Source organism: Rubrivivax albus (assembly GCF_004016515.1).
GTDB lineage: Bacteria > Pseudomonadota > Gammaproteobacteria > Burkholderiales > Burkholderiaceae_C > Rubrivivax > Rubrivivax albus.
The window spans coordinates 494,920-516,357 of record NZ_SACT01000001.1; the positions used below are offsets into that span (position 1 = coordinate 494,920).

The window sequence follows — 21,438 nt, forward strand, 5'->3', positions numbered from 1 at the left end:
GCGCCTAGACTGAACACATCCGCATCCCGCTTGAAGGAGACACGATGCCCCTGAACCGCACTGCCTTCCGCACCGCCGCCCTGGCCGGCGCCGTGCTGGCCGGCCTGCAGGCCGCACCGGCCTGGGCCAACCCGCAGGCCGAGGCCGACCGGCTGCGCACCCGCTCGCTCGCGGCCACCTGCGCGCAGTGCCATGGCACCGACGGCCACGCGGTCGCCGGGCAGGCCATGGTCAAGCTGGCCGGGCTGCCGGAGAAGTACATCCTGGAGCAGCTGACCGCCTTCCGCATCGGCCAGCGGCCTGCGACCATCATGCACCAGATCACCAAGGGCTACTCGCAGGAGCAGCTCGAGACGCTGGCGAAGTACTTCGCCGCGCAGAAGTGAGGAGAACGACGATGGACAAGCACACGATGCAACGTCGCCGGCTGCTGGCCGGCATGGTGGCCGGCGGCGCGCTGGGCCTGGCCGGCTGCGGCACGATGGGGTCGTCGGCCTCGAAGGCGAAGGTCGTCGTCGTCGGTGGCGGCTGGGGCGGCTCGACGGTGTCGAAGTACATCCGCGTCTTCTCCGACGGCGAGATCGACGTCACGATGGTCGAGCCCAACCGCGCCTTCGTCTCCTGCCCGATCTCCAACCTCGTGATCGCCGGCATGAAGAACATGTCCGACATCACCACGCCGTACAGCGGCCTGTCGGGCACGCACGGCGTCAAGGTCGTGCACGACATGGTCACGGCGGTGGACCCCGAGAAGAAGACCGTGAAGCTGGCTGGTGGCAGCGAACTGCGCTACGACAAGCTGGTGGTCGCCCCGGGCATCGACTTCATGTGGGAGCGCATCGAGGGACTGAAGGCGGCGCACGACAGCGGCCAGATCCTGCACGCCTGGAAGGCCGGCCCGGAAACCGAGGGCCTGCGCCGGCAGATCGAGGCCATGCCCGACGGCGGCACGGTGGCCATCGCCATCCCGGAGGCGCCATACCGCTGCCCGCCCGGCCCCTACGAGCGCGCCAGCGTCATCGCCGCATACCTGAAGAAGGCCAAGCCGCGCTCGAAGCTGCTGATCCTGGACGCCAACCCGGACGTCACGTCCAAGGGCAAGCTGTTCAAGGCCGCGTGGAAAGACTTCTACGGCCCGATGCTCGAGTACCGCCCGCAGCACAAGGTGGTGGCCGTGGACGCGCGCAACCGGACGCTGAAGTTCGAGGTCAACGAGGACGTCAAGGCCGACGTGCTCAACGTGCTGCCGGTGATGCGTGCCGGTGCGCTGGTGACGCAGATGGGCATCACCAACGCCAACGGCCGCTGGTGCCACGTGAACTTCCTGAACTTCGAGTCCACTGCGGCCAAGGACGTCCACGTGCTGGGCGACTCGGTGCAGTCGGCCCAGGGCATGCCGAAGTCGGGCCACATGGCCAACTCGCATGCCAAGGCCGCGGCCGCGGCCATCGTGGCGGAGCTCAAGGGCCTGCCGGTCAACCCGCACCCGATGCTCACCAACGTGTGCATGAGCTTCGTCGACGACACCCACGTGATCCACGTGGCCAGCGTGCACGAGTACGAGACGACGAAGAAGAGCTTCTTCACCGTGGGCGGCTCGGGCGGCGTGTCCGACGCGCGCAGCGACCTGGAGGGCCGCTACGCCGAGGCCTGGGCGAAGAACATCTGGGCCGACATGCTCAGCTGATCCGGCGCTCGGCCAACGTGCAGCGGGGCGGCCGATGCCGCCCCGCTGTCGTTTCGGGTCAGGCGGTCATGCCCGTCGGCGGCGAGCCCACGGGCCGACGGCGCACAGGCCGGCGAGCATCAGCGCCCATGCCCCCGGCTCGGGCACCGGCGTGGCGTAGCTGAAGCCGCTGGCGGTGGTGACGTCCGCGCCGGCTGTGAGTACATCCACCCTGTAGACCGCGCTGCCGTTCGTGTAGGCGCTGCCCCAGTCGCGTGCCTGGGGGGAACTGCGGTGATTGACGTTCAGCGACAGGTCGCCCACCAGGTGCACGGTCTGCCCCACCGTGGTGGCGAAAACCGTGCTCTGGCTGAACACACCGTCGAGCCGGGTGTTGGCCTGCCCCTCGCCAGTGCGCAGCTCCAGGCCGGTGAGCCAGGGTGCATCCCAGCCGCTCAGGTGGAAGGCGGCCGCCGCGCGGCCCGTGGCCGAGGCGCTGCCCGTCGCGCCGTCGGGGTCGATGGCGAGCATCGACACGTCCAGCAGCACCGTCAGCTGCAACTGCACCGGCGTGCCGGCGGCCAGCGTGGTCGAGCCGATGGTGAAGAGGTCGCTCCAGGCGTCGCGCTGCGTGGCCGCGCCACCGGCGCCGGTGTAGCTCCCGGGCATCTGGCTGCCGGCCGACAGCTGGCCGCCGAGGCTGCCGAACTGCGCGGCCGTGGCCTGTACCGTGGCCCAGGACTGGCCCCAGCTGTTGACCTGGTAGAAGTCACCGGCACCGCCGGCGTTCTGGATGTTCAGGGTCACGTCACCGCAGCAGGTGCTGGTCAGCGTCTCGACGCTGCGTGTCTGCACCGTCTCCGGTGGGGCGGCCCCGGCCGGGCAGGCCGCGGCCAGACAGGCCAGCGCGGTCAGGGCCAGGCGCAGCGGCGCGGGGGCTCGGGAAGCAGGACGGGTCCAGGTGGCAGCAGGCATGGGGTCTCCTTGGGTTTCAGAACGCGGGGGCACCTTCGTCGGTGCCGGGGGTCGACTGGGGGACGGGCCGTCGTGCCCCGGGCGGCAGAGACGGGCGGGTGTCGGCCAGCAGGTGTTCCATCAGCGCCTGCGCGCTGTCGAACCCCACGGCGGACTCCTGGTCGACGGCACGCAGGTGTGCCCTGAAGCCGCCCGCCGCGGGCCGCCAGACCTTCAGCAGGTAGGTCGTCGAACGCTCCATGACTGTCTTCCCGGACGGTTGGCGGCGAGCCGGCGGCCCCCATGCACCGCACTGTGCCGGGGGGGCGCTTCACCAGCGTTTCACCGACACGTGGCCCAGTGTCGCCGGCGGCGCAAGCGGTCAGCGCGGGCGGTCGGCCTCGATGTCGGCCAGCGCCTCGTCGGGCGTCAGCGGCTGTTCGGCCGCCTCGGCACGGGCCCGGTCGTCCAGCGGCAGCGCCGACAGCAGCTGCCCGAAGAACCGTGCGTCCGACGGCGACGTGGCGGCCATGCCGATGGCGCACTGCAGCACGCGGGCCGCCTGCACCACCTGGCCCCGCGCCTCGCACAGCGCCGCCCAGGTGCGCAGGACCAGGGGCAGTTCGCTGTGCAGGCCGTGTCCGCGGGCCAGGCCCAGGGCTTCTCGGATCGGCGGCAGCGCCGCGGCCAGACGGCCGGCACGCACCTCCATGCGCGCCAGCATGGTCAGCTGCATGGCCTGCACGATGAGCAGACCCTGCGCGCGCGCCGCCTGCAGGCACTGCAGCGTCAGCGCGCGCGCCTCGTCCACGCGTCCGTCGCGCATCAGGAAACCCGCGAGGTTGCTGCGCGCATGCAGCTCGAAGAGCGTGAGCCCGTGGTCGTGGCAGTGCTGCACGGCCTGCCGTGTCCAATCGATCGCGGCCGCCAGGCGGTTGGCGTCCAGTTGCGCGCCGCCCAGGTTCACCAGGTGCACTGCCACCTGGTACAGGTTGCCCTGCTGCCGGTCGAGCTGCAGCGCCTGTTCACCGTGGGCGATCGCGGCGTCGGCATCGCCCAGGGCGCTGTGGCTGACCGCCAGATTGCCCAACGCCCAGGCGACGCAGTGGGTGTCGTCGTGCGTGCGGGCCAGCGCCAGCGCCTGCTCGAACCGGGCGTGGGCCTCCGTCAGGCGCCCCAGCGCCATCAGACAGCTGCCGCTGTTGAGCAGGCAGCCCACCAGTGCCTCCAGGTCGGCGGCCTGGATGCCGGCGGCCATGCCGGTCTCGGCCACGGCCAGACCGTCGGCCTGGTGCCCGCCGCGGTGCATCAGCATCGACAGGCCGTGCCGCAGCCGCGACAGGGCCCAGCCGGACGGGGCGTCGTGCGCCGCCATCGACTCCAGCCGCTGCAGCGCCGGGCGGAGCCGGCGGATGCCTTCCTGCAGCCGGCCGGTCACCTCGAAGTACACCCACAGGGCACGCACGATGTGGCCAAGGGCCTCGCCCTGGGCCTCCTCCAGGGACGTGTCCCAGGCGCGGCAGATGTTGGCGAACTCGGCGTCGATGGCCACCACCAGCTGGCGCAGGTTGCCGCGCGTCAGCGGGGCGAGTTCCGCCATGTACCGGGCGAAGTGGCGGGCGTGGGCCTGCCGCGTGGCGGTGGCCAGGGCCGGATCAGCGGCCAGCAGCTCGGCGCCCAGCGTCTGCACCAGCGGGTGCAGGCGGAAACGGTCATCGGCGTCGATGGCCAGCAGGCCCCGGTCGGTGAGCGCCGACAGCAGCGGCAGGGCCGTGAGGCGACCCAGGGCGCGCGCGGCATCGCGGCTGAAGCCGTCCTGGAACATCGACACGGCGGCCAGGGCCTGTCTCTCGAGCGGGGACAGCATCGCCACCGACTGCGCCAGCACGTCACGCACGCTCACATGCTCCGGCCGTGCCGGCTGGCCGACGGCGCTCGGGTGGCGCTGCAGCAGGTCCAGCGAACGCCGCAGCTCGTCGGCGATGGCAGCCGGCGGCATCAGGCGGACCCAGCTGGCGGCCAGTTCCAGGGCCAGCGGCATGCCACCCACGGCGGCGGCGATGTCGACCACGGCACCGACGTGTGCCGCCAGTGCGAAACGCGGATCAGCCTGCCGCGCACGCCGGTCGAAGAGCTGCACGGCGTCGAAGGCCGAGGCGGCATCCAGGTCGCGGCTGTCCTCGTCGGGCACGGCCAGGCCGGGCACCGGCAGCAGCCACTCGGCGACCTGCAGCGGCCCCGACGCGCCAAGGCGCACGCGGGACGTCACCAGCAGGCAGACGCCGGGGTGAGCCGCCAGCAGCCCGTCCAGCACGGCCTGCAGCGTGTCGACCCCGGGCAGGCCCAGCAGGTGTTCGGCGTTGTCCAGCACCATCAGGCATCGCTGTGCTGGCAGCGCGGCCGCCACCTGGGCCAGGGCCGTGGGTTCGTCCAGGGTCTGCAGCCCCAGTTGCTGGGCCAGGCGCGGCAGCAGGGCAGCGGCCTGCGTCAGGTCCTGAAGGTCCACCCACCAGGCGCCCCCGGGGAAATCGGTGCGGGTGTGTGCAGCCTCGGCCCCGGTCAGGCCCGCCACCACGCGCGCCAGGCGGCTCTTGCCGACACCGCCCGGCCCGAGCAGCGTCAGCAGCCGGCAGTCGGCGCGCGCCAGCAGCGCCTGCGCCTCCGCCCGTTCCTGCTGCCGGCCGACGAAGTCGGTGCCGCTGTCGGGCGGCACGATCCGCGGCCGTCCTGACGGCGTGTCCGGGGTTGCCCCCGCGGTCGGCGGCGACCCGTCCAGACGGGCCATCAGGTCACGCAGGTGCTGGGCCGGCTCGATGCCCAGCTCCTCGGCCAGCCGGTGGGCAAAGGCCCGGAAGCGCTGGCGGGCGGCCGCTCCCTGCCCGCGGGCCATCGCGGCCTCCAACCAGGCCGTCATGGCCGTCTCGTCGAGGGCGTCGTGGGACAGCAGCCGGTCGGCCAGGGCCGCGCGGGCCGCCGGGTCCGCCGCCTGCGCCAGCCAGTCCCAGGCCGCGGATTGCCAGGCCGCTGCCACCCGCCGGCGCTGGCTGTCCAGCCAGTCCGACCAGGCGGGGTTGGCCGGATCGTCCAGCCCTTCCAGCAGCGGCTGGCCGGCCGTCGTCACGGCGTCGGCCCGGGTGTCGGGGTCGCTGCTGCCGAGCGCCGACAGGCAGGCCCGGACATCGTGGTCGACCACCCAGCGCACGGCATGCTCTGTCGCTTCCACCGCCTGGGCGCCTGGCAGCAGGCGGGCGCGGTGCACGACCGTGCGCAGGTTGCTGCGCGCCGCCGCTGCGCCGTGCGCCGGCCACAACAGCTGGCCCAGCCGCTCGCGCGCGATCCACTGGCCATCGGCCAGCGCCAGCACCGTCAGCAACTGGAAGCGCCGCTCGGCGGTGAAGGGCACCAGCGACGACCCGGCCTGCAACGCCGGCGGGCCGAACAACCGCAGCACGGGCGGGCCGTCGGCGACGGCGGCCACATCGGCAGCGGGTTGCGGCGGAGGGGGCATGCAGGGTGCTTGGGGACGTGCGGCGCATCAAGCATAGGCGATTGCCCTGCGGCGCTCGCCCACAATGGGTGGCCTGTCGTCGGTGCTGCCGATGCCGAGGAGCACGCCATGTCCTGGAACCCGGAGCAATACCTCAAGTTCGCCGGCCCCCGGCTTCAGCCGGCGCTGGACCTGATGGCCCGCCTGCCGGCCGACCTGGCGGCGCCGCTGGCCGTGGACCTCGGCTGCGGCACCGGCAGCGCCACGCTGCGCCTGGCAGAACGCTGGCCGCAGGCCGAAGTGATCGGTGTCGACGACAGTGCCGACATGCTGGCGCGCGCAGCCCCCGCCTGCTCGCGGGTGCGCTGGGTGCAGGGCCACCTTGGGCACTGGCGGGTTCCGTCACCAGCGGGCTTGATCTTCTCCAACGCCGCGCTGCACTGGCTGCCGGACCACGTGACCCTGTTCCCGACCCTGCTCTCGCAACTGGCACCCGGCGGCGTGCTGGCCGTGCAGATGCCGCGCAATTTCGGCGCGCCGTCGCACCAGCTCATCCATGCGACGGCGCTGGACGGCCCGTGGCGTGCGCGGCTGGCGCCACTGGTGACGCCGCCGCCAGTGGGCGAGCCGCGCTGGTACATCGAGCAGCTGGCGCCGCACGTCACCGCGTTGGATGTCTGGGAGACCGAGTACCAGCAGGTCCTGACCGGCCCCGACCCGGTGAAGGAGTACACCAAGGGCACCTGGCTGATGCGCTTCCTGCAAGCGCTGCCGCCAGACGAGGCGGCGGCCTTCGAGGCCGACTACGCGGCGCGCGTGCGTGCCGCCTACCCGCCACTGGCCGACGGGCGCACGCTGTTCCCGTTCCGGCGGCTGTTCATCGTCGCGGTGCGCTGACGCCCGCGCTGGCCCCGTCAGCCAGCCAGCGGTCGAAGGCCTCCAGGTAGCCGCTGGCCGGCTCGAAGTGTGGCAGCGCCCCGGCGTGCAGCGGGCTCACCTGCCAGTTGGGCTTGTGCGCAAAGGCGGCCAGGCCGCGGTAGTCGGTGAAGTCGCCGCGGTCGCCGTGGGCCACCCACACCGGCTGCGCCAGCGCGTCGTAGACGTCGTGGATGTCGGCGCTGAACAGGCCACCCGAGAGGAAGTGCAGTGGCGCGAACTCGGCACCCGGCGCGCGCACCACCTGCACGTCGTAGGCCCACAGCGCCTCGTCGATCTCGCGCGCGCCCCAGGTGCGGCGCAGGAAGTAGCGGATCACGCCCGGTTTCGTCAGCCCGCGGAACAGCGCGCCACCCCAGCCGGGGCCGCGCAGCAGCGGCAGCAGGCCGGGCACGGTGCGCGTGCTGCCGGGCGCGCCGCGCCACGCGCGTGAGCCCATGAAGCCGGTGGGGCTGACCAGCGCCAGGCGGCCGATGCCGGCCGGCTGCTCCACCGCGGCGCGGGCCAGGAACTCGCAGCCCAGCGACACCGCCAGCGCGTCCACCGGCGCAACGCCGCAGCGCGCACGCACGGCACGCAGCGTCTGGTGCAGCGCGTCGGTCATCAGCCGCGGGGTGTAGGGCCGGTCGCTGCGGTCGGACAGGCCGAACCCGGGCAGATCCGGCGCGAACACCGTGTGCGTGGCCGCGGCCCGTTCGAACAGCGGCCGCACCTCGGCGGCCGAGGCGGCGGCGTTGACGCTGTGCACCAGCAGCAGCGCCGGCCCCTGGCCCCGCACGTAGACCGTCAGCGGCCCGGCCGGGCCGTCCAGGGCCAGGCGTTCGCCGGGCAGGGCAGGGGGGACGGTGGAGCTCATCGCCGCATTCTGACCCGCGGCTCTTTCAGGCGCCCAGGGCCAGGTCAAGCCCGCCGCGACGCTGCGACAATTGCGGCATGAGCCACATCCTGCAAACCCTGCCCGCCGGCGAGCGTGTCGGCATCGCCTTCTCCGGCGGCCTGGACACGTCCGCCGCGGTGCACTGGATGCGCCAGAAGGGCGCCATCCCCTGCGCCTACACGGCCAACCTGGGCCAGCCCGACGAGAGCGACTACGACGCCATCCCGAAGAAGGCCCTGGCCTACGGCGCCGACATCGCGCGCCTGGTGGACTGCCGCGCGCAGCTGGTGGCCGAGGGCATCGCGGCCATCCAGTGCAACGCCTTCCACGTGAAGACCGGCGGCGCCACCTACTACAACACCACGCCGCTGGGTCGCGCCGTCACCGGCACCGCGCTGGTGGTGGCCATGCGCGAGGACGGCGTCAACATCTGGGGCGACGGCAGCACCTACAAGGGCAACGACATCGAGCGCTTCTACCGCTACGGGCTGCTGGCCAACCCGTCGCTGCGCATCTACAAGCCCTGGCTGGACCAGCGCTTCATCGACGAGCTGGGCGGCCGCAAGGAGATGAGCGAATACCTCGTCGCCCACGGCTTCGACTACAAGATGTCGGTGGAGAAGGCCTACAGCACCGACAGCAACATGCTCGGCGCCACCCACGAGGCCAAGGACCTGGAGTACCTGAACGCCAGCGTCAACATCGTCAACCCGATCATGGGCGCGGCCTTCTGGAAGCCCGAGGTCGAGGTCAAGCCCGAAACGGTGAGCGTCACCTTCGAGGAAGGCCAGCCGGTGGCTCTGAACGGCCGCACGTTCGGTGACGCGGTGGCACTGTTCGAGGAGGCCAACCGCATCGGCGGCCGCCACGGCCTGGGCATGTGCGACCAGATCGAGAACCGCATCATCGAGGCCAAGAGCCGCGGCATCTACGAGGCCCCGGGCATGGCGCTGCTGCACACCGCCTACGAGCGCCTGGTCACCGGCATCCACAACGAGGACACCATCGAGCAGTACCGCATCAACGGCATGCGCCTGGGCCGGCTGCTCTACCAGGGCCGCTGGTTCGACCCGCAGTGCCTGATGCTGCGCGAGACCGCACAACGCTGGGTGGCGCGCGCGATCACCGGCACCGTGACGCTGGAACTGCGCCGCGGCAACGACTACAGCATCCTCGACACCGAGAGCCCCAACCTCACCTACGCGCCCGAGCGGCTGAGCATGGAGAAGGTGGAGGACGCGCCCTTCACGCAGGCCGACCGCATCGGCCAGTTGACGATGCGCAACCTCGACATCCAGGACACGCGCCACAAGCTGGGCATCTACAGCAGCACCGGCCTGCTGCGTGGCGCGAGCGGCTCGATCCCGCTGCTGGACAAGCCGGCCGGCGAGGGCTGACGGCCGTGCGTCTGCGGCGGCAGGCTGGTGCGCTGGCGGCACCGCTGGCCGCGGCGCTGCTGCTGGGCGCCTGCACCGGCCTGCCGCAGCCGGCAGACCCACCGGCGCCGGCCTCAGTGGCGCCTGCTGCTTCGGCGCAGCCCACACCTGCGATCCCCGCCGCGCCCGAGCGTGCCTCCGGCTGGCGTACCGGCCTGCAGCCGGTGCGGGCGGCGCAGCACCTGGTGGCCACCGCCCACCCGCTGGCCAGCGAGGTGGGCCTGGCCACGCTGCGCGCCGGCGGCTCGGCCGCGGATGCGGCCCTGGCCGTGCAAACGGTGCTGGGCCTGGTGGAGCCGCAGAGCTCCGGACTGGGCGGCGGCGCCTTCATCGTGCACGTGGATGCCGCCGGCCGTGTGCAGACCTGGGACGGCCGCGAGACCGCACCCGCCGCCGCGTTGCCCGACGACCTGCGCTGGATCTCGACCGACGACCGCCGCGCGCCGTTGCCCGACGTGCGCGCCAGCGGCCGCAGCATCGGCGTGCCCGGCGCGCTGCGCGCGCTGGAGGCGCTGCACCTGCAGCACGGCCGCCTGCCCTGGGCCCGGGCCTTCGACCCCGCCATCGGCCTGGCCGAGCGCGGCTTCCCGGTGCCGCAGCGCATGGCCGACGCCATCGCCACGCACCGTGCCCAGCTGCTGCGCGACCCCGAAGCCGCCGCGCTGTTCCTGCACGCCGACGGCAGCCCGCGTACCGCCGGCAGCCTGCTGAAGAATCCGGCCTACGCCGCCACGCTGCGCACGCTGGCGGCCGACGGCGCCGGTGCCTTCTACCGCGGCCCCATCGCCGACGACATCGTCGCCGAGGTGCAGCGCACGCAGGCCGGCCCGGCCGCGCCGGGGCCGCTGACCCCGGGCCGCATGACGGTGGCCGACCTGGCCGGCTACCGGGCCGTCGAACGCGCGCCGGTGTGCAGCGCCTACCGGCAGTGGGAGGTCTGCGGCATGGGGCCGCCGAGTTCCGGCGGCATCGCGGTGGGCCAGGTGCTGGGCCTGCTGGCCGCCGCGCCGCCGGCCTCACCCGGGCCCGACGCCGTGCACCGCCTCGTCGAGGCCCTGCGCCTGGCCTTTGCCGACCGCAACCGCTACGTGGCCGACACCGATTTCGTCCCGCTGCCGGGCCAGGGCGCCGCCACGCTGCTGGATCCGGCCTACCTGCACCGCCGTGCCGCGCTGATCCAGCCCGACCGCAGCCTGGGCGTGGCGCCGGCCGGCCGCTTCGACGCCGTCGCACGTGGCACGCATGCCGGCGTCGAACACGGCACCTCGCACGTCTCCATCGTCGACCGCTGGGGCAATGCCGTGGCCATGACCACCACGGTGGAATCAAGCCTCGGTTCGTGGCGCGTGGTGCGCGGTTTCGTGCTCAACAACCAGCTCACCGACTTCTCGGCCCAGCCGGCCGACGCCGACGGCCCGGTGGCCAACCGGCTGGCGGGCGGCAAGCGCCCGCGCAGCTCGATGGCGCCGACACTGGTCTTCGACCGTGCCTCTGACGGCACCCGTGGTGCATTGCGGGCCGTGACCGGGTCGCCCGGCGGCGCGGCCATCATCGCCTTCGTCGCCCAGACCCTGTTGGCGCTGCAGGAAGGGCGGCTCGACGCGCAGGCCGCGAACGAGATGCCGCGCGTCGGCGCCTTCAACACCCCCGCCACCGTGCTGGAGCGTGACCACCCGGACGGCGCGACACTCGACGCGCTGGAGGCCGCGCTGCGCGCACGCGGCCACCGCGTGGTGCGCATGCCCATGGCCAGCGGCGTGGCCACGATCCTGCGCGTGCCCGGCGGCTGGCAGGGCGGCGTGGACCCGCGGCGCGAAGGCCAGGCGCTGGGCGACTGAAGGGCAGATGACCGGAGACAGACGATGAGCGAGACCCACTTCCAGGTGCGCAAACAGGCGCTGGCCGAGACCCGATGCATCGAACGCGAGGCCACGCCGCTGGCCGACGGCGAGGTGCGCGTGCGTGTGGACCGCTGCGCCTACACGGCCAACAACATCACCTACGCCGCCTTCGGTGACGCGATGCAGTACTGGGCCTTCTACCCGACGGGCGACGACGCCTGGGGCAACATCCCGGTCTGGGGCTTCGGCGACGTGGTGCAGAGCCTGCACCCCGGCGTGGCCGTGGGCGAGCGCCTGTACGGCTACTGGCCCAGCGCCAGTCACGCGGTGCTGGCGCCCACCCGGCTGCGTGCCGCCGGGTTTGCCGACGGCAGTGCGCACCGCGCCAGCCTGCCCGCCGTCTACAACCAGCTGCTGCGTTGCAACGCGGACCCGCTGTACACCCGCGACAGCGAAGACCTGCAGGCGCTGCTGCGCCCGCTGTTCACCACCAGCTGGCTGATCGACGACTTCCTGGCCGACGCGGGCTTCTTTGGCGCCGCCCGCGTGCTGCTGTCGTCGGCCAGCAGCAAGACCGCCAGCGCCACCGCGGCGCTGCTGCACGCACGCGGCGGCGTGGAGGTGGTGGGCCTCACATCGCCCGCCAACCGCGCGTACTGCGAACGCCTGGGCGCCCACCACCGCGTGCTGGCCTACGACGACCTGGAGACGCTGGCGCCCGACGCGCCTGCGGTGTACGTGGACTTCGCCGGCAACGGCGCGCTGCGCCGGCGCGTGCACGCGCACCTGCCGGCGCTGTCCTACAGCTGTTCTGTGGGCGGCACGCACGTGGATCAGCTCTCGGGCACACGCGACCTGCCGGGGCCCAGGCCGGTGCTGTTCTTCGCCCCGGCGCAGGTGAAGAAGCGCCTGGGCGACTGGGGGCCGGAGGCCTTCGAGCAGCGCCTGGCCGACGCCTGGCGCTCGCACCTGATGCGGGTGACGGCCGGGCCGGCGCCTTGGGTGCGTGTGGTCGAGCACGCGGCGCCGGCCGGGCTGGCGGCGTTGCATGGGCAGGTGCTGGGCGGCCGGGACGATCCGGCGGCGGGGCATGTGATGGTGTGGGGGCGCGGCGCCTGAGCGCGATCAGCCCCCCGGCCTCGCCGCAACCCTCAACCGCCCCACCTCGATCCCGTTCCAGTTGCTCAGCGGCGCGTCCCACACGCTGCGCAGCAGCGCCGCGTCGTCGCCTTCGGCCTTCATCAGCGTGTGCAGCAGCCCGGCCAGCACCACCTCGGCGGCGCGGGCGGTGTTGCCGTCGTCCATCTTGATCGCCAGGCCCAGGCCCAGTTCGGGCAGCGCGGCGCAGTACACGCCCTCGGCGCCCACCTTGCAGCACAGGCGCTCGCCGAAGTGCGCCATCAGCCGCGTGTCCAGCCGGCCGCTGCCCGCCACCATGAAGGGCGCGGCGGCGATGGCCTGGCGCAGGCGTTTCGCGGCGCGCGCATGGTCGGCCGACAGGCCCTGGCCGCTGGCCACCCTGGCAAAGGCATGCGCCAGGTGGCGCAGTGGGATGGCGTAGGTGGGGATGGAGCAGCCGTCGGTGCCGCGCGCCGTCTGCCGCAGGTCGAACCCGGTGGTGGCCTGCAGCGCCGCGGTCACCTCGCGCATCACCGGGTGATCCGGCTGCACGTAGCCGCGCAGGAAGCCGCGCGCATCGCCGGTCTTGTCCATCGCGCAGCCCAGGCAGACGAAGCCGCTGTGCTTGCCGGAGCAGTTGTTGTGCAGCGCGCTGGGCGCCGCACCTTCACGCGCCAGTGCGCGCTGCGCCGCTTCGTTGTACGGCCAGTGCGTGCCGCACTCCAGCGCCGCCACGTCCAGCCCGGCCTTGGCCAGCATGGCCGCGGCCGTCTGGGCATGCTCCGGCTCGCCGCCGTGGGAAGCGCAGGCCAGCGCCAGTTCGGCATCGTTCAGGCCCAGCGTGTCGGCCGCGCCGCTGGCCACCAGCGGCAGCGCCTGCAGCAGCTTGACGGCCGACCGCGGGAACACCGGGCGGTCAATGTCGCCCAGCACGGTGTGCAGGGTGCCCGTGGCGTCCACCACGGCCAGCGCGCCGCGGTGGCGCGACTCCACGGCGCCGCCGCGCAGCACCTCGACGAGAACCGGATTGCTTGTCATGCGCGCGACTGTAGCGGCCCGCCGCCCGCCCCAGAATCGCACGATGTCCACCACCGCCCTGGCCCTGGTGCTGTGCGCTGCGCTGCTGCACGCCACCTGGAACATCGCCGCCAAGAAGGCCGGTGGCGGCGACAGCTTCATGGTCATGGGCGCGGCGATGGTGGGCGTGCTCTGGGCACCGCTGGCAATGGCGCTGTGCTGGCACGAGCTCTGGGCGCTGACCGCCGCACAGTGGGGCTTCGTGCTCGCCACGACGCTGGTCCACCTGGGCTACTACCGCTGCCTGCTCACCGGCTACCGCGAGGCCGACCTCACCGTGGTCTACCCGGTGGCGCGCGGCACCGGGCCGCTGATCACGGTGCTGGTGGCCGTGCTGCTGCTGGGCGAACGGCCCGGGTGGCTGGGCGGGCTGGGCGTGGCCGCGGTCTGCGGCGGCGTCTTCGTGCTCGCCGGCGGGCCGCGCCTGCTGCGCGCCTCGGCCGACGCCCGCCTGCGTGCCGGCCTGCGCTGGGGCGGGCTCACCGGCCTGTTCATCGCCGGCTACTCGGTGCTGGACGGCTACGCGGTCAAGGTGATGCTGATCTCGCCCATCCTGCTGGACTGGCTGACCAACCTGCTGCGCCTGCCCTTCCTGCTGCCGGGCGAAGTGGGGCGCTGGCGGCGCGATGCGGGTGGCCAGCAGGCCGTGTGGCGCACGCAGTGGCGCTACGCCCTGGTGGGCGCGGTGCTGGCGCCCATCGGCTACGTGATGGTGCTGTACGCGCTGACGATGGCGCCGATGTCCCTGGTGTCGCCGGCGCGCGAGGTGTCGCTGCTGTTCGCCGCGCTCATCGGCGGGCGCCTGCTGGGCGAGGGCGACCGCTGGCTGCGGCTGGCCGGGGCGGCTTGCATCGCCGGTGGGGTGGCGCTGCTGGCGGCGGCGTGATCAGGCGCGTGGCGCCGCTGCCTGGATCACGTGCAGTTCCCGCTGCGGGAACGGGATCGTGATGCCGCCGGCCTCCAGCTGCTGCTTGGCGTCCTTCATCAGATCCAGCTGGGTGTCCCACCAGTCCGTGCGCGCCGTCCACACGCGCAGCAGGATGTTGACCGAGCTGTCGGCCAGCGCCTGCACCTTGATCAGCGGGGCCGGCTCGGTGCGCACACGCGGGTCGGCGGCGACCACGCGCTGCAGGATGGCGATGGCGGTGTCGATGTCGTCGCCGTAGGCGATGCCATAGGTCTGGTCGATGCGGCGCAGGTCCTGGTCGGTCTCCGACAGGTTGACCAGCGTCTTGCCCCAGATCTCGGCGTTCGGGATGAACGCCTTGGGCCCGTCGGGCAGGTGGGCGCGGCAGGCGAAGAAGCCGATGCTGTCGATCACGTAGACGCTGCCGCCGATGTTGACCGCATCGCCGATCTTGAAGGGCCGCAGCAGCAGGATCATCACGCCGGCGGCCACGTTGCTCAGCGTGCCCTGCAGGGCCAGGCCGATGGCCAGGCCGGCGGCACCCACGGCGGCGATCAGGCTCGCGGTCTCCACCCCGAAGCGGCCGAGCACGGCGATCACCGTGAAGGCCATGATGACCAGACGCACGATCTTGCCGGCCAGCGGGTGGAACACCGGGTCGATCTTGTCGGAGCGGCCCAGCGCCTTGCGCACCAGGCGGCCGGCCCAGCCGGCGATCGTGAAGCCGACCACCAGCGTGATCAGCGCGCCGGCGAGGTTGCCGCCCCAGGCGATCAGCAGGGCGGGCAGTTGTTCGGTGTAGCGTTGCAGGATGTCGTTCATAGGCGGCCGAGCTTAGCCCGCCTTCGGCGGGCCTTCAGGGCGCGCCGCTGATCCGCACCTGGCTACCCTGGCATCCCGCCCTTCATCCCACGTTCCCTGTCCGATGACCCTCCACCTGCTCGGCGTCGACTTCACCAGTGCGCCCACGCGGCGCAAGCCCATCACCGTGGCCCGCGGCCGGCTCGCGGTCGGCGTGCTGCGGCTCGACGCCGTCGAGGCCCTGGTGTCGATGCCGGCCTTCGAGGCCGTGCTGGCCGAGCCCGGCCCCTGGATGGGCGCGTTTGACTTCCCGTTTGGCCTGCCGCGGGCCTTCGTCGACGCGCAGGCGCTGGGCGCCACGGTGGCCGAGGTCAGCGCCGCCGTGCACGCGCGCTGTGCCGCGCGCATGGATTTCCGGGCGCTGGTGGACGGCTGGGGCCAGGGCCTGCCGCACCGCGCCACCGACCTCGCGCTCGGCCCCGGCCTGCGCTCCACCAGCCCGCTGCAGACGCGCTACGTGCCGGTGGGCTTCATGTGGTTCGAAGGGCTGTCGCGGCTGCTGGCCGCGGGCGTGTCGCTGCCGGGGTTGCACGCGGCCGACCCGCAGCGCCAGGCGCTGGAGGGCTACCCCGGGGCGCTGGCGCATGCGGTGCTGGGGCGGCGCTCGTACAAGAACAGCGACGAGTCCGACCGCCTGATCGCTCGCATCGACCTCGTCGACGCGCTGGAGCAGGGCCGCGTGCCTGCACCGTACCTCGGCGCACCGCGGCTCAAGCTCGGCCATGCGCTGCGTGAGTCGCTGGTGGCCGACGCCAGCGGTGACCGGCTCGATGCCGTGCTCTGTCTGGTGCAGGCTGCGTGGGCCGCCGGCCAGCCGGCCCTGGCGCAGCCGCCGCAGGTGGACGCGGTGGAAGGCTGGATCCTCGGCGCGCGCTGATCGCGCACCGAACGCACGGCGGCGGGCACGCCGGCGCGTCACCAAGAAGTCACACGGCACGCCACTGTCGCCGCCACGCGACGTTGCGGTGGCGTCGCATCGCCATGCGCACCCGGGCGCCACCGCCGGTTCGGGTGGCCCCGCGTGTGTGACAGCCTGTCACGCCGGAAGACTGGCCCGACCCATTTCTTCACCGTCGGAGTCCACGGACCATGTCATTCCCCCTGTCACGCATCGCCCTGGCCGCCCTGCTGGCCAGCACCGGCACCGCGGCGCTGGCGCAGCAGAGCGCACCGGCACAGCGCGTCGAGATCACCGGCTCGGCCATCAAGCGCGCCAACGCCGAAGGGCCGGCACCGGTGGAGATCGTCAACCGCCAGGACATCGAGCGCAGCGGCGCGTCCAACGTCAACGAACTGCTGCGCTCGATCCCGTCGATCGACATCTTCGACCAGGGCGAGATCTCGTCGAACTCGCCGGCCGGGTCGGGCACGGCCAACGTGCTGCTGCGCGGCCTCAGCGAAAGCGAGGTGCTGGTGCTGCTCAACGGACGCCGCGTGCCGGTCAATGCGCTGTACGACTCCTCGGGCGCGGGCGCGGCCTTCGACGTCAACTCGCTGCCCATCGGCGCCATCGAGCGCATCGAGATCCTGAAGGACGGCGGCTCGGCCATCTACGGCGCCGACGCCGTGGCCGGCGTCATCAACTTCATCACGCGCACCGACTACCAGGGCCTGGAGCTCACCGCCAACTACGGCACCAGCAGCCGCAGCGACGGCACCGAGAAGCGCGTGGGCATGGCCTTCGGCTTCGGCGACCTGATGAAGGACCGCTACAACGTGCTGGTGGGCGTGGACGTGTTCAAGCGCGACCCGATCTTCCGCAAGGACCGCGACCTCACCGATTCGGTGGACTTCCGCGACGTCGGCGCCGGCGACCGGCGCAGCAGCTTCTCGCCCTATGGCAACGTGGTCGATCCCGGCACCGGCGCGCCGGTGGGCATCCCCTACACCGCCTGCCCGGCCGACCAACTGGGGGCCGGCAACATCTGCCGCTACGACTTCAACCAGAGCATCCTGACCTCGTACAACGGCGCCGACCGTCTCAGCGCGCTGCTGGTGGGCAACGTGGCGCTCACCGACGACATCCGGCTGTTCGCCGAAGGCACGTTCTCCACGTCGAAGGACCTGTTCGAGGCCCACCCGGTGCCGGACTACTTCATCGTGCCGATCACCGACGAGGCGCAGCGCCCGTACGAGATCCTGGACGGCGACGGCAACGGCACCGACACCGTCTACATTGCCGGCCGCTTCATGCAGGGCGGGCCGCGCACCACCCGCCGCACCTCGGACTTCTTCAACGCCGCCTTCGGCGTCGAGGGCTACACCGCGGGCCTGGACTGGAAGGTCGCGCTCAGCCACGGCGTGAGCAAGGTGAAGAACGAGGACAGCAACTACTTCGACGCCAACCTCTGGCTGGCCGCCACCGGCGACGGCTCCATCAACCCCACGGTGCTGACCAATGATCAGGCCTTGGTGGACTCGCTGAAGGTCACGCCGGTGCGCACCGGCGAATCCAAGCTGACCACGCTCAGCGGCCTGGTCGGCGGGGACCTGATGCAGCTGCCCGGCGGCACGCTGCGCTACGCGGTGGGTTTCTCGCACACCAAGGAGTCGCTGCGCGACACGCCCGATGCGCTGACCCAGGCCGGCCAGGTGGTGGGCAGCATCCAGCAGTCGGCCGTGGATGCGTCGCGCAGCTTCAGCGCCGTGTTTGGCGAACTGCAGGTGCCGCTGGCGAAGAACCTGGAAGGGCAGGTGGCGGTGCGCTACGACCACTACGACAACTACAACCAGACGAGCCCGAAGATCGGCCTGAAGTACACGCCGATGCCGACGCTGGCGTTCCGCGCGTCGTACACCGAGAGCTTCCGCGCCCCGGTGCTCAAGCAGCTCTTCGGTGCCACCGAGGAAGGGGCGACCACGATCACCGAGCCCGACCTCTGCCGTCTGCTGGGCGTGCCGGTGACCGACGACGGCGACGGCAACGAGACCTGCCTGGTCAACGCGTTCCAGGTCAACGGCTCCAACCCCGACCTGAAGCCGGAAAAGGGCAAGACCTTCAACCTGGGTGTGATCTTCGAGGCTGGGCGCCACTTCAACGCCAGCATCGACTGGTGGAAGATCACCAAGGAGGACGACATCTCCACGCCCACCATCGCCAGCGCCATCGAGCAGGGTTTCTGGCAGAACGACGGGCCGCGGGTGCGCGTGTTCACCAACCTGCAGAACATCGCCGAACGCGAGACCGCGGGCGTGGACGTGGACGCCCGGCTGCGCCTGCCCGGCACGCTGCTGGGCAACCTGAGCATCCGCAACCTGCTGACCTACTACACCACCAACAAAACCAAGGACTCGGCGGGTGCGGACTGGACGGAGTTCAACGGCACCTACGCCATCCCCCGCTTCCGCAACAGCTTCTCGGTGACCAGCAGCGTCGGCGCCTGGGCGGTCTTCGGCGCCTGGCGCACGGTGGGCGGCTTCTGGGACACCGACCGCGGCTTCCCGCTGCCGGCGGGCACCCGCAAGGTGCACGCGCACGAGGAACTGGACCTGCAGGTGTCGTACAGCGGTCTGGCGGGCTGGGAGTTCACCGCCGGCATGAAGAACGTGCTCGACAACGCGCCGCCGCTGAGCGTGCAGAACGCGTCCAGCAACAGCTACTCGCAGATGGGCTTCGCCGAGGTGTACTCGGCGCGCGGCCGCTTCGGCTACGTGACGGCGAAGTACAGCTTCTGAGCGCAGCCCGGGCCGGGTGCGGTGCATCCGGCCTGGAGGCCCGGAGCGTGAGAGGCCATCCCGCAAGGCCGCTCGCGCTCAGCCGCGCGGCATCGCCTCCAGCACCTCGGCGATGCCACGCACGGCGGCGTCCAGTTCCGACGCAGTCCAGGCCGGGTAGGCCACCACCAGCCCGTTGAAGTGGGTGGCCTGCCAGCAGCGGGTGGAGAGCGCCTCGGCGCCGATGCGGCGCCGGCGCAGCGCCTGCACCAGGTCCACGTCGCGCCAGTGCGGCGGCAGGTGCAGGCAGGCGTGCCAGGCGGTGTCGGTGCGGCCCAGGATCACGTCGGCCGGCAGCCAGCGGCGCACCGCCTGGCGGAAGGCCTCGCGGCGTGCGCCCAGCGCTTCCCGGAGCGTGCGCAGGTGGGCGCTCAGGTGGCCGCCGTCGATGAAGGCCTCCAGCGCCAGCTGCTGGGCCACCGGCGTGTGGTCGCCCAGCGGGCCGCGCGCGGTGATGAAGACGTCGGCCAGGCGCTGCGGCACCACCAGGTAGCCGATGCGCAGCGACGGGAACATGACGCCTTCGAAGGTGCCCATCAGGATCACGCGTTCGGCGGCGTCACGCGCCATCAGCGCCGGTGGCGCCGGTGGGCGGTGCACCAACTCGTCGTTGAAGCAGCCCTCGACGATCCAGCGCTGGTGTTCGGCCGCCCAGGCCAGCAGCGCGTCGCCGCGCGCGCGCGAGGTGGGCGTGCCCAGCGGAAACTGGGCCAGCGGGTGCAGGTAGGCCAGGCGCGCGTCGGGTGCCAGCGCCATGCCGGTGGCGATGTCGAAGCCCTCGTCGTCCAGCGGCACGCCCACGGCGCGCGCGTGCAGCATCTCCAGCAGGAGCGGCAGGCTGGGGTGGCTGGGGTCCTCCACCAGCACCGCATCACCGGGCTTGAGCAGCACGCGGGCGATGGTCTCGATGGCCTGCAGCGGGCCGTTGACCACGATGACCTGCTCGCCCGTGCAGTGCAGCCCGCGTGTGAGCGCCACGTGGCGCGCGATGGCCGAGCGCAGCGTGGGCAGGCCGGCGGTGGGGCCGTAGCCGAGGTGGTCGCGCCACTCCTCCTGCAGCGCGGCGTTGACCAGCCGCCGCCAGCGCTCGAGCGGGAACTCCGCTTCCGGCCAGGCCCGCGGGTGCAGCACCGGCGGGTGGAACTGCTGGCGCGGCAGCTCGAAGGCACGCGCCAGCGCCATGTAGGGCGAGAACTGCTCCAGCCGCCGCCGCGCGGCCTCGTTGGCTTCGGGGGCCGTCTCCGGCGCCGGCTGGATCTGCGCCACCGGCACGTCGTGGCGCACGTAGCTGCCGTCGCCGACCCGGCGTTCCACCAGGCCGTCGGCCTGCAGCTGGGCGAAGGCCTCGTCGATGACGCCGCGCGCCACGCGCCATTCGCGGGCGAGCTGGCGTGCCGACGGCAGCCGTGCGCCGGGCGCAAGCACGCCCGCGCGGATCTGGTCGATCACCGTGCGGTAGACCTGGGCGCGGCGGCCGCGCAACTGCTGCGCGTCCTCGCCCATCGTCGTCAGCAGGGGGCCGCTGGCCCGCTTGGTCACGTGTTCTGCTCCTGCGGCGGCGGTGAACACATCATGCGCCGACGTGGCCGCGGACACGAGGGGGTGGCGACGAACGACGGCAGGCAGGGGACGAGTCGCAGTCTGGCGCGAAGGACGGCATTGGCGCACATTGGCCCTGGCCAGGGCCACGCAATGGACCTTGCGCCGGTTCGGCGTCGGCGCCGATCATGGTGGCGTGACCTTTCCTGCCCACCCCCCTGCGTCCGTCGACGCCGTGCCACCCGGCGTGCGGCGCCTGCTGCTCTTCGTCGGCCCCGTGCTGCCCGGCGAGGCCGACGTGGCCGGTGCCATGGCGCGTGCCGGCTGGCGCTGCCTGTGGCTGCCGGACATGGCCGCCGCGCAGCGTGCGGCCGCCCATGCACGCTTCGATGCCGTGGTGCTGCGGGCCGAGTGCGAAGGCGGCCCGGCGCCGCGCGACATCGATGCGCTGCGCCAGACGCTGGGCTGCCCGGTGCTGGTGGCCGCCGGCGCGGCCGACGAGGTCGACGAGGTGATCGCGCTGGAACTCGGTGCCGATGCCTGGCTGGCCGGGCCACTGACGGCGCGCCGGCTGCGCGCGCACCTGGTGGCGGTGCTGCGGCAACGCGATGCAGCGCGGGGGCAGCCCGAACCGGCACCGCTGGCACTGGGCGGCTGGACGCTGGACGAGGCGGCGCGCCGGCTGCAGCGCGCCGACCGGCACGTCGAATTGACGGCGCTGCAGGTGGCGCTGCTGCGTTGCCTGGGGGCCCAGCCGGGTCACGTGGTCACGCGTGACGCACTGGCGCAGGCGGCCGGCGGCGGCCGCGACCTGCAGGCGCGCAGCGTGGACGTCTACGTGGCGCGCCTGCGCCGCCGCCTGCGCGAGGCACGCGTCGACGGGCTGGACATCGAAGGCGTACGCGGGCGCGGCTACACGCTGGAGATCGGCGTGACACCGGCGGCGTCCGGGCTGCGCTGGCCCTGGGTGCCGCGCACCGAACGCCCGGCCCTCGGCGCCGTGGTCACGGCCTGAGCGAGCGCC

Annotated in this window: 17 protein-coding genes; 10 read left to right on the forward strand and 7 right to left on the reverse strand. The window is 72.7% G+C overall.

The genetic code is table 11. The features are described from left to right. Positions 1-44 precede the first annotated feature (44 nt). Both ENE75_RS02300 and ENE75_RS02305 read left to right on the forward strand, forming a co-directional pair. On the forward strand, positions 45-386 hold the full coding sequence (locus tag ENE75_RS02300; protein WP_128195215.1) for a c-type cytochrome: 342 nt from the start codon (positions 45-47) through the stop codon (positions 384-386). A gap of 11 nt (positions 387-397) precedes the next feature. After that, positions 398-1,687, forward strand: coding sequence for an NAD(P)/FAD-dependent oxidoreductase (locus ENE75_RS02305; protein ID WP_128195217.1), 1,290 nt, complete (start codon positions 398-400; stop codon positions 1,685-1,687). A 66-nt stretch (positions 1,688-1,753) separates the two neighbouring features. Here the strand turns inward: ENE75_RS02305 and ENE75_RS02310 are convergent, their stop codons facing one another. The 3 genes from ENE75_RS02310 to ENE75_RS02320 form a co-directional block, all read right to left on the reverse strand. Continuing rightward, a complete protein-coding gene (locus ENE75_RS02310) occupies positions 1,754-2,641 on the reverse strand; it encodes a PEP-CTERM sorting domain-containing protein (RefSeq protein ID WP_233258881.1) in 888 nt (295 codons plus the stop codon). A 16-nt stretch (positions 2,642-2,657) separates the two neighbouring features. Next, positions 2,658-2,882 carry a hypothetical protein gene (locus tag ENE75_RS02315; protein WP_128195219.1) on the reverse strand — a complete coding sequence of 75 codons (225 nt, stop codon included), beginning with the start codon at positions 2,880-2,882 and terminating at the stop codon, positions 2,658-2,660. Between the two features lie 120 nt (positions 2,883-3,002). Continuing rightward, positions 3,003-6,128, reverse strand: a complete 3,126-nt coding sequence (locus tag ENE75_RS02320) for an ATP-binding protein (RefSeq protein ID WP_128195221.1) — start codon at positions 6,126-6,128, stop codon at positions 3,003-3,005. Between the two features lie 108 nt (positions 6,129-6,236). On the opposite strand from ENE75_RS02320, the gene ENE75_RS02325 reads away from it, so the two are divergent. Next, entirely contained in the window at positions 6,237-7,004 is a 768-nt protein-coding gene (locus ENE75_RS02325; protein ID WP_128195223.1) for a methyltransferase domain-containing protein, read from the forward strand. Here ENE75_RS02325 and ENE75_RS02330 read toward each other — a convergent pair. Continuing rightward, a complete protein-coding gene (locus ENE75_RS02330) occupies positions 6,985-7,899 on the reverse strand; it encodes an alpha/beta fold hydrolase (protein ID WP_128195225.1) in 915 nt (304 codons plus the stop codon). The genes ENE75_RS02325 and ENE75_RS02330 overlap by 20 nt on opposite strands. A gap of 77 nt (positions 7,900-7,976) precedes the next feature. On the opposite strand from ENE75_RS02330, the gene argG reads away from it, so the two are divergent. Genes argG through ENE75_RS02345 form a run of 3 tightly spaced genes read left to right on the forward strand, consistent with a single transcriptional unit; the run spans position 7,977 to position 12,316 of the window. Continuing rightward, the gene (gene argG / locus ENE75_RS02335; protein WP_128195227.1) at positions 7,977-9,317 is read left to right on the forward strand and encodes an argininosuccinate synthase; all 1,341 of its coding nucleotides are present in this window, start codon (positions 7,977-7,979) and stop codon (positions 9,315-9,317) included. A gap of 11 nt (positions 9,318-9,328) precedes the next feature. Next, positions 9,329-11,194, forward strand: a complete 1,866-nt coding sequence (locus ENE75_RS02340; RefSeq protein ID WP_199232230.1) for a gamma-glutamyltransferase family protein — start codon at positions 9,329-9,331, stop codon at positions 11,192-11,194. Positions 11,195-11,218: 24 nt separating this feature from the next. Then, positions 11,219-12,316 (forward strand): DUF2855 family protein, encoded by a 1,098-nt coding sequence (locus ENE75_RS02345; protein WP_128195232.1) that lies wholly within the window; start codon positions 11,219-11,221, stop codon positions 12,314-12,316. Between the two features lie 6 nt (positions 12,317-12,322). Here the strand turns inward: ENE75_RS02345 and ENE75_RS02350 are convergent, their stop codons facing one another. Beyond that, positions 12,323-13,354: an asparaginase gene (locus tag ENE75_RS02350; RefSeq protein WP_128195234.1), complete on the reverse strand. Its 1,032-nt coding sequence runs from the start codon at positions 13,352-13,354 to the stop codon at positions 12,323-12,325. Positions 13,355-13,397: 43 nt separating this feature from the next. Here ENE75_RS02350 and ENE75_RS02355 point away from each other — a divergent pair, with 43 nt between their 5' ends. After that, positions 13,398-14,279, forward strand: a complete 882-nt coding sequence (locus ENE75_RS02355) for an EamA family transporter (protein WP_128195236.1) — start codon at positions 13,398-13,400, stop codon at positions 14,277-14,279. On the opposite strand, the gene ENE75_RS02360 is transcribed toward ENE75_RS02355, so the two are convergent. Next, on the reverse strand, positions 14,280-15,122 hold the full coding sequence (locus tag ENE75_RS02360; RefSeq protein WP_128195238.1) for a mechanosensitive ion channel family protein: 843 nt from the start codon (positions 15,120-15,122) through the stop codon (positions 14,280-14,282). Positions 15,123-15,225: 103 nt separating this feature from the next. Here ENE75_RS02360 and ENE75_RS02365 point away from each other — a divergent pair, with 103 nt between their 5' ends. Together ENE75_RS02365 and ENE75_RS02370 are read left to right on the forward strand one after the other, a co-directional pair. Continuing rightward, positions 15,226-16,038, forward strand: a complete 813-nt coding sequence (locus tag ENE75_RS02365; protein ID WP_128195240.1) for a DUF429 domain-containing protein — start codon at positions 15,226-15,228, stop codon at positions 16,036-16,038. A 212-nt stretch (positions 16,039-16,250) separates the two neighbouring features. Next, on the forward strand, positions 16,251-18,836 hold the full coding sequence (locus ENE75_RS02370) for a TonB-dependent receptor plug domain-containing protein (RefSeq protein WP_128195242.1): 2,586 nt from the start codon (positions 16,251-16,253) through the stop codon (positions 18,834-18,836). Positions 18,837-18,914: 78 nt separating this feature from the next. Here ENE75_RS02370 and ENE75_RS02375 read toward each other — a convergent pair whose 3' ends face one another. Further along, complete coding sequence (locus tag ENE75_RS02375) at positions 18,915-20,414, reverse strand: aminotransferase-like domain-containing protein (protein ID WP_128195244.1); 1,500 nt, start codon at positions 20,412-20,414, stop codon at positions 18,915-18,917. Positions 20,415-20,610: 196 nt separating this feature from the next. Between ENE75_RS02375 and ENE75_RS02380 the strand changes: the two genes are divergently transcribed. Beyond that, positions 20,611-21,429: a response regulator transcription factor gene (locus tag ENE75_RS02380; RefSeq protein WP_128195246.1), complete on the forward strand. Its 819-nt coding sequence runs from the start codon at positions 20,611-20,613 to the stop codon at positions 21,427-21,429. The last annotated feature ends 9 nt before the right edge of the window (positions 21,430-21,438 follow it).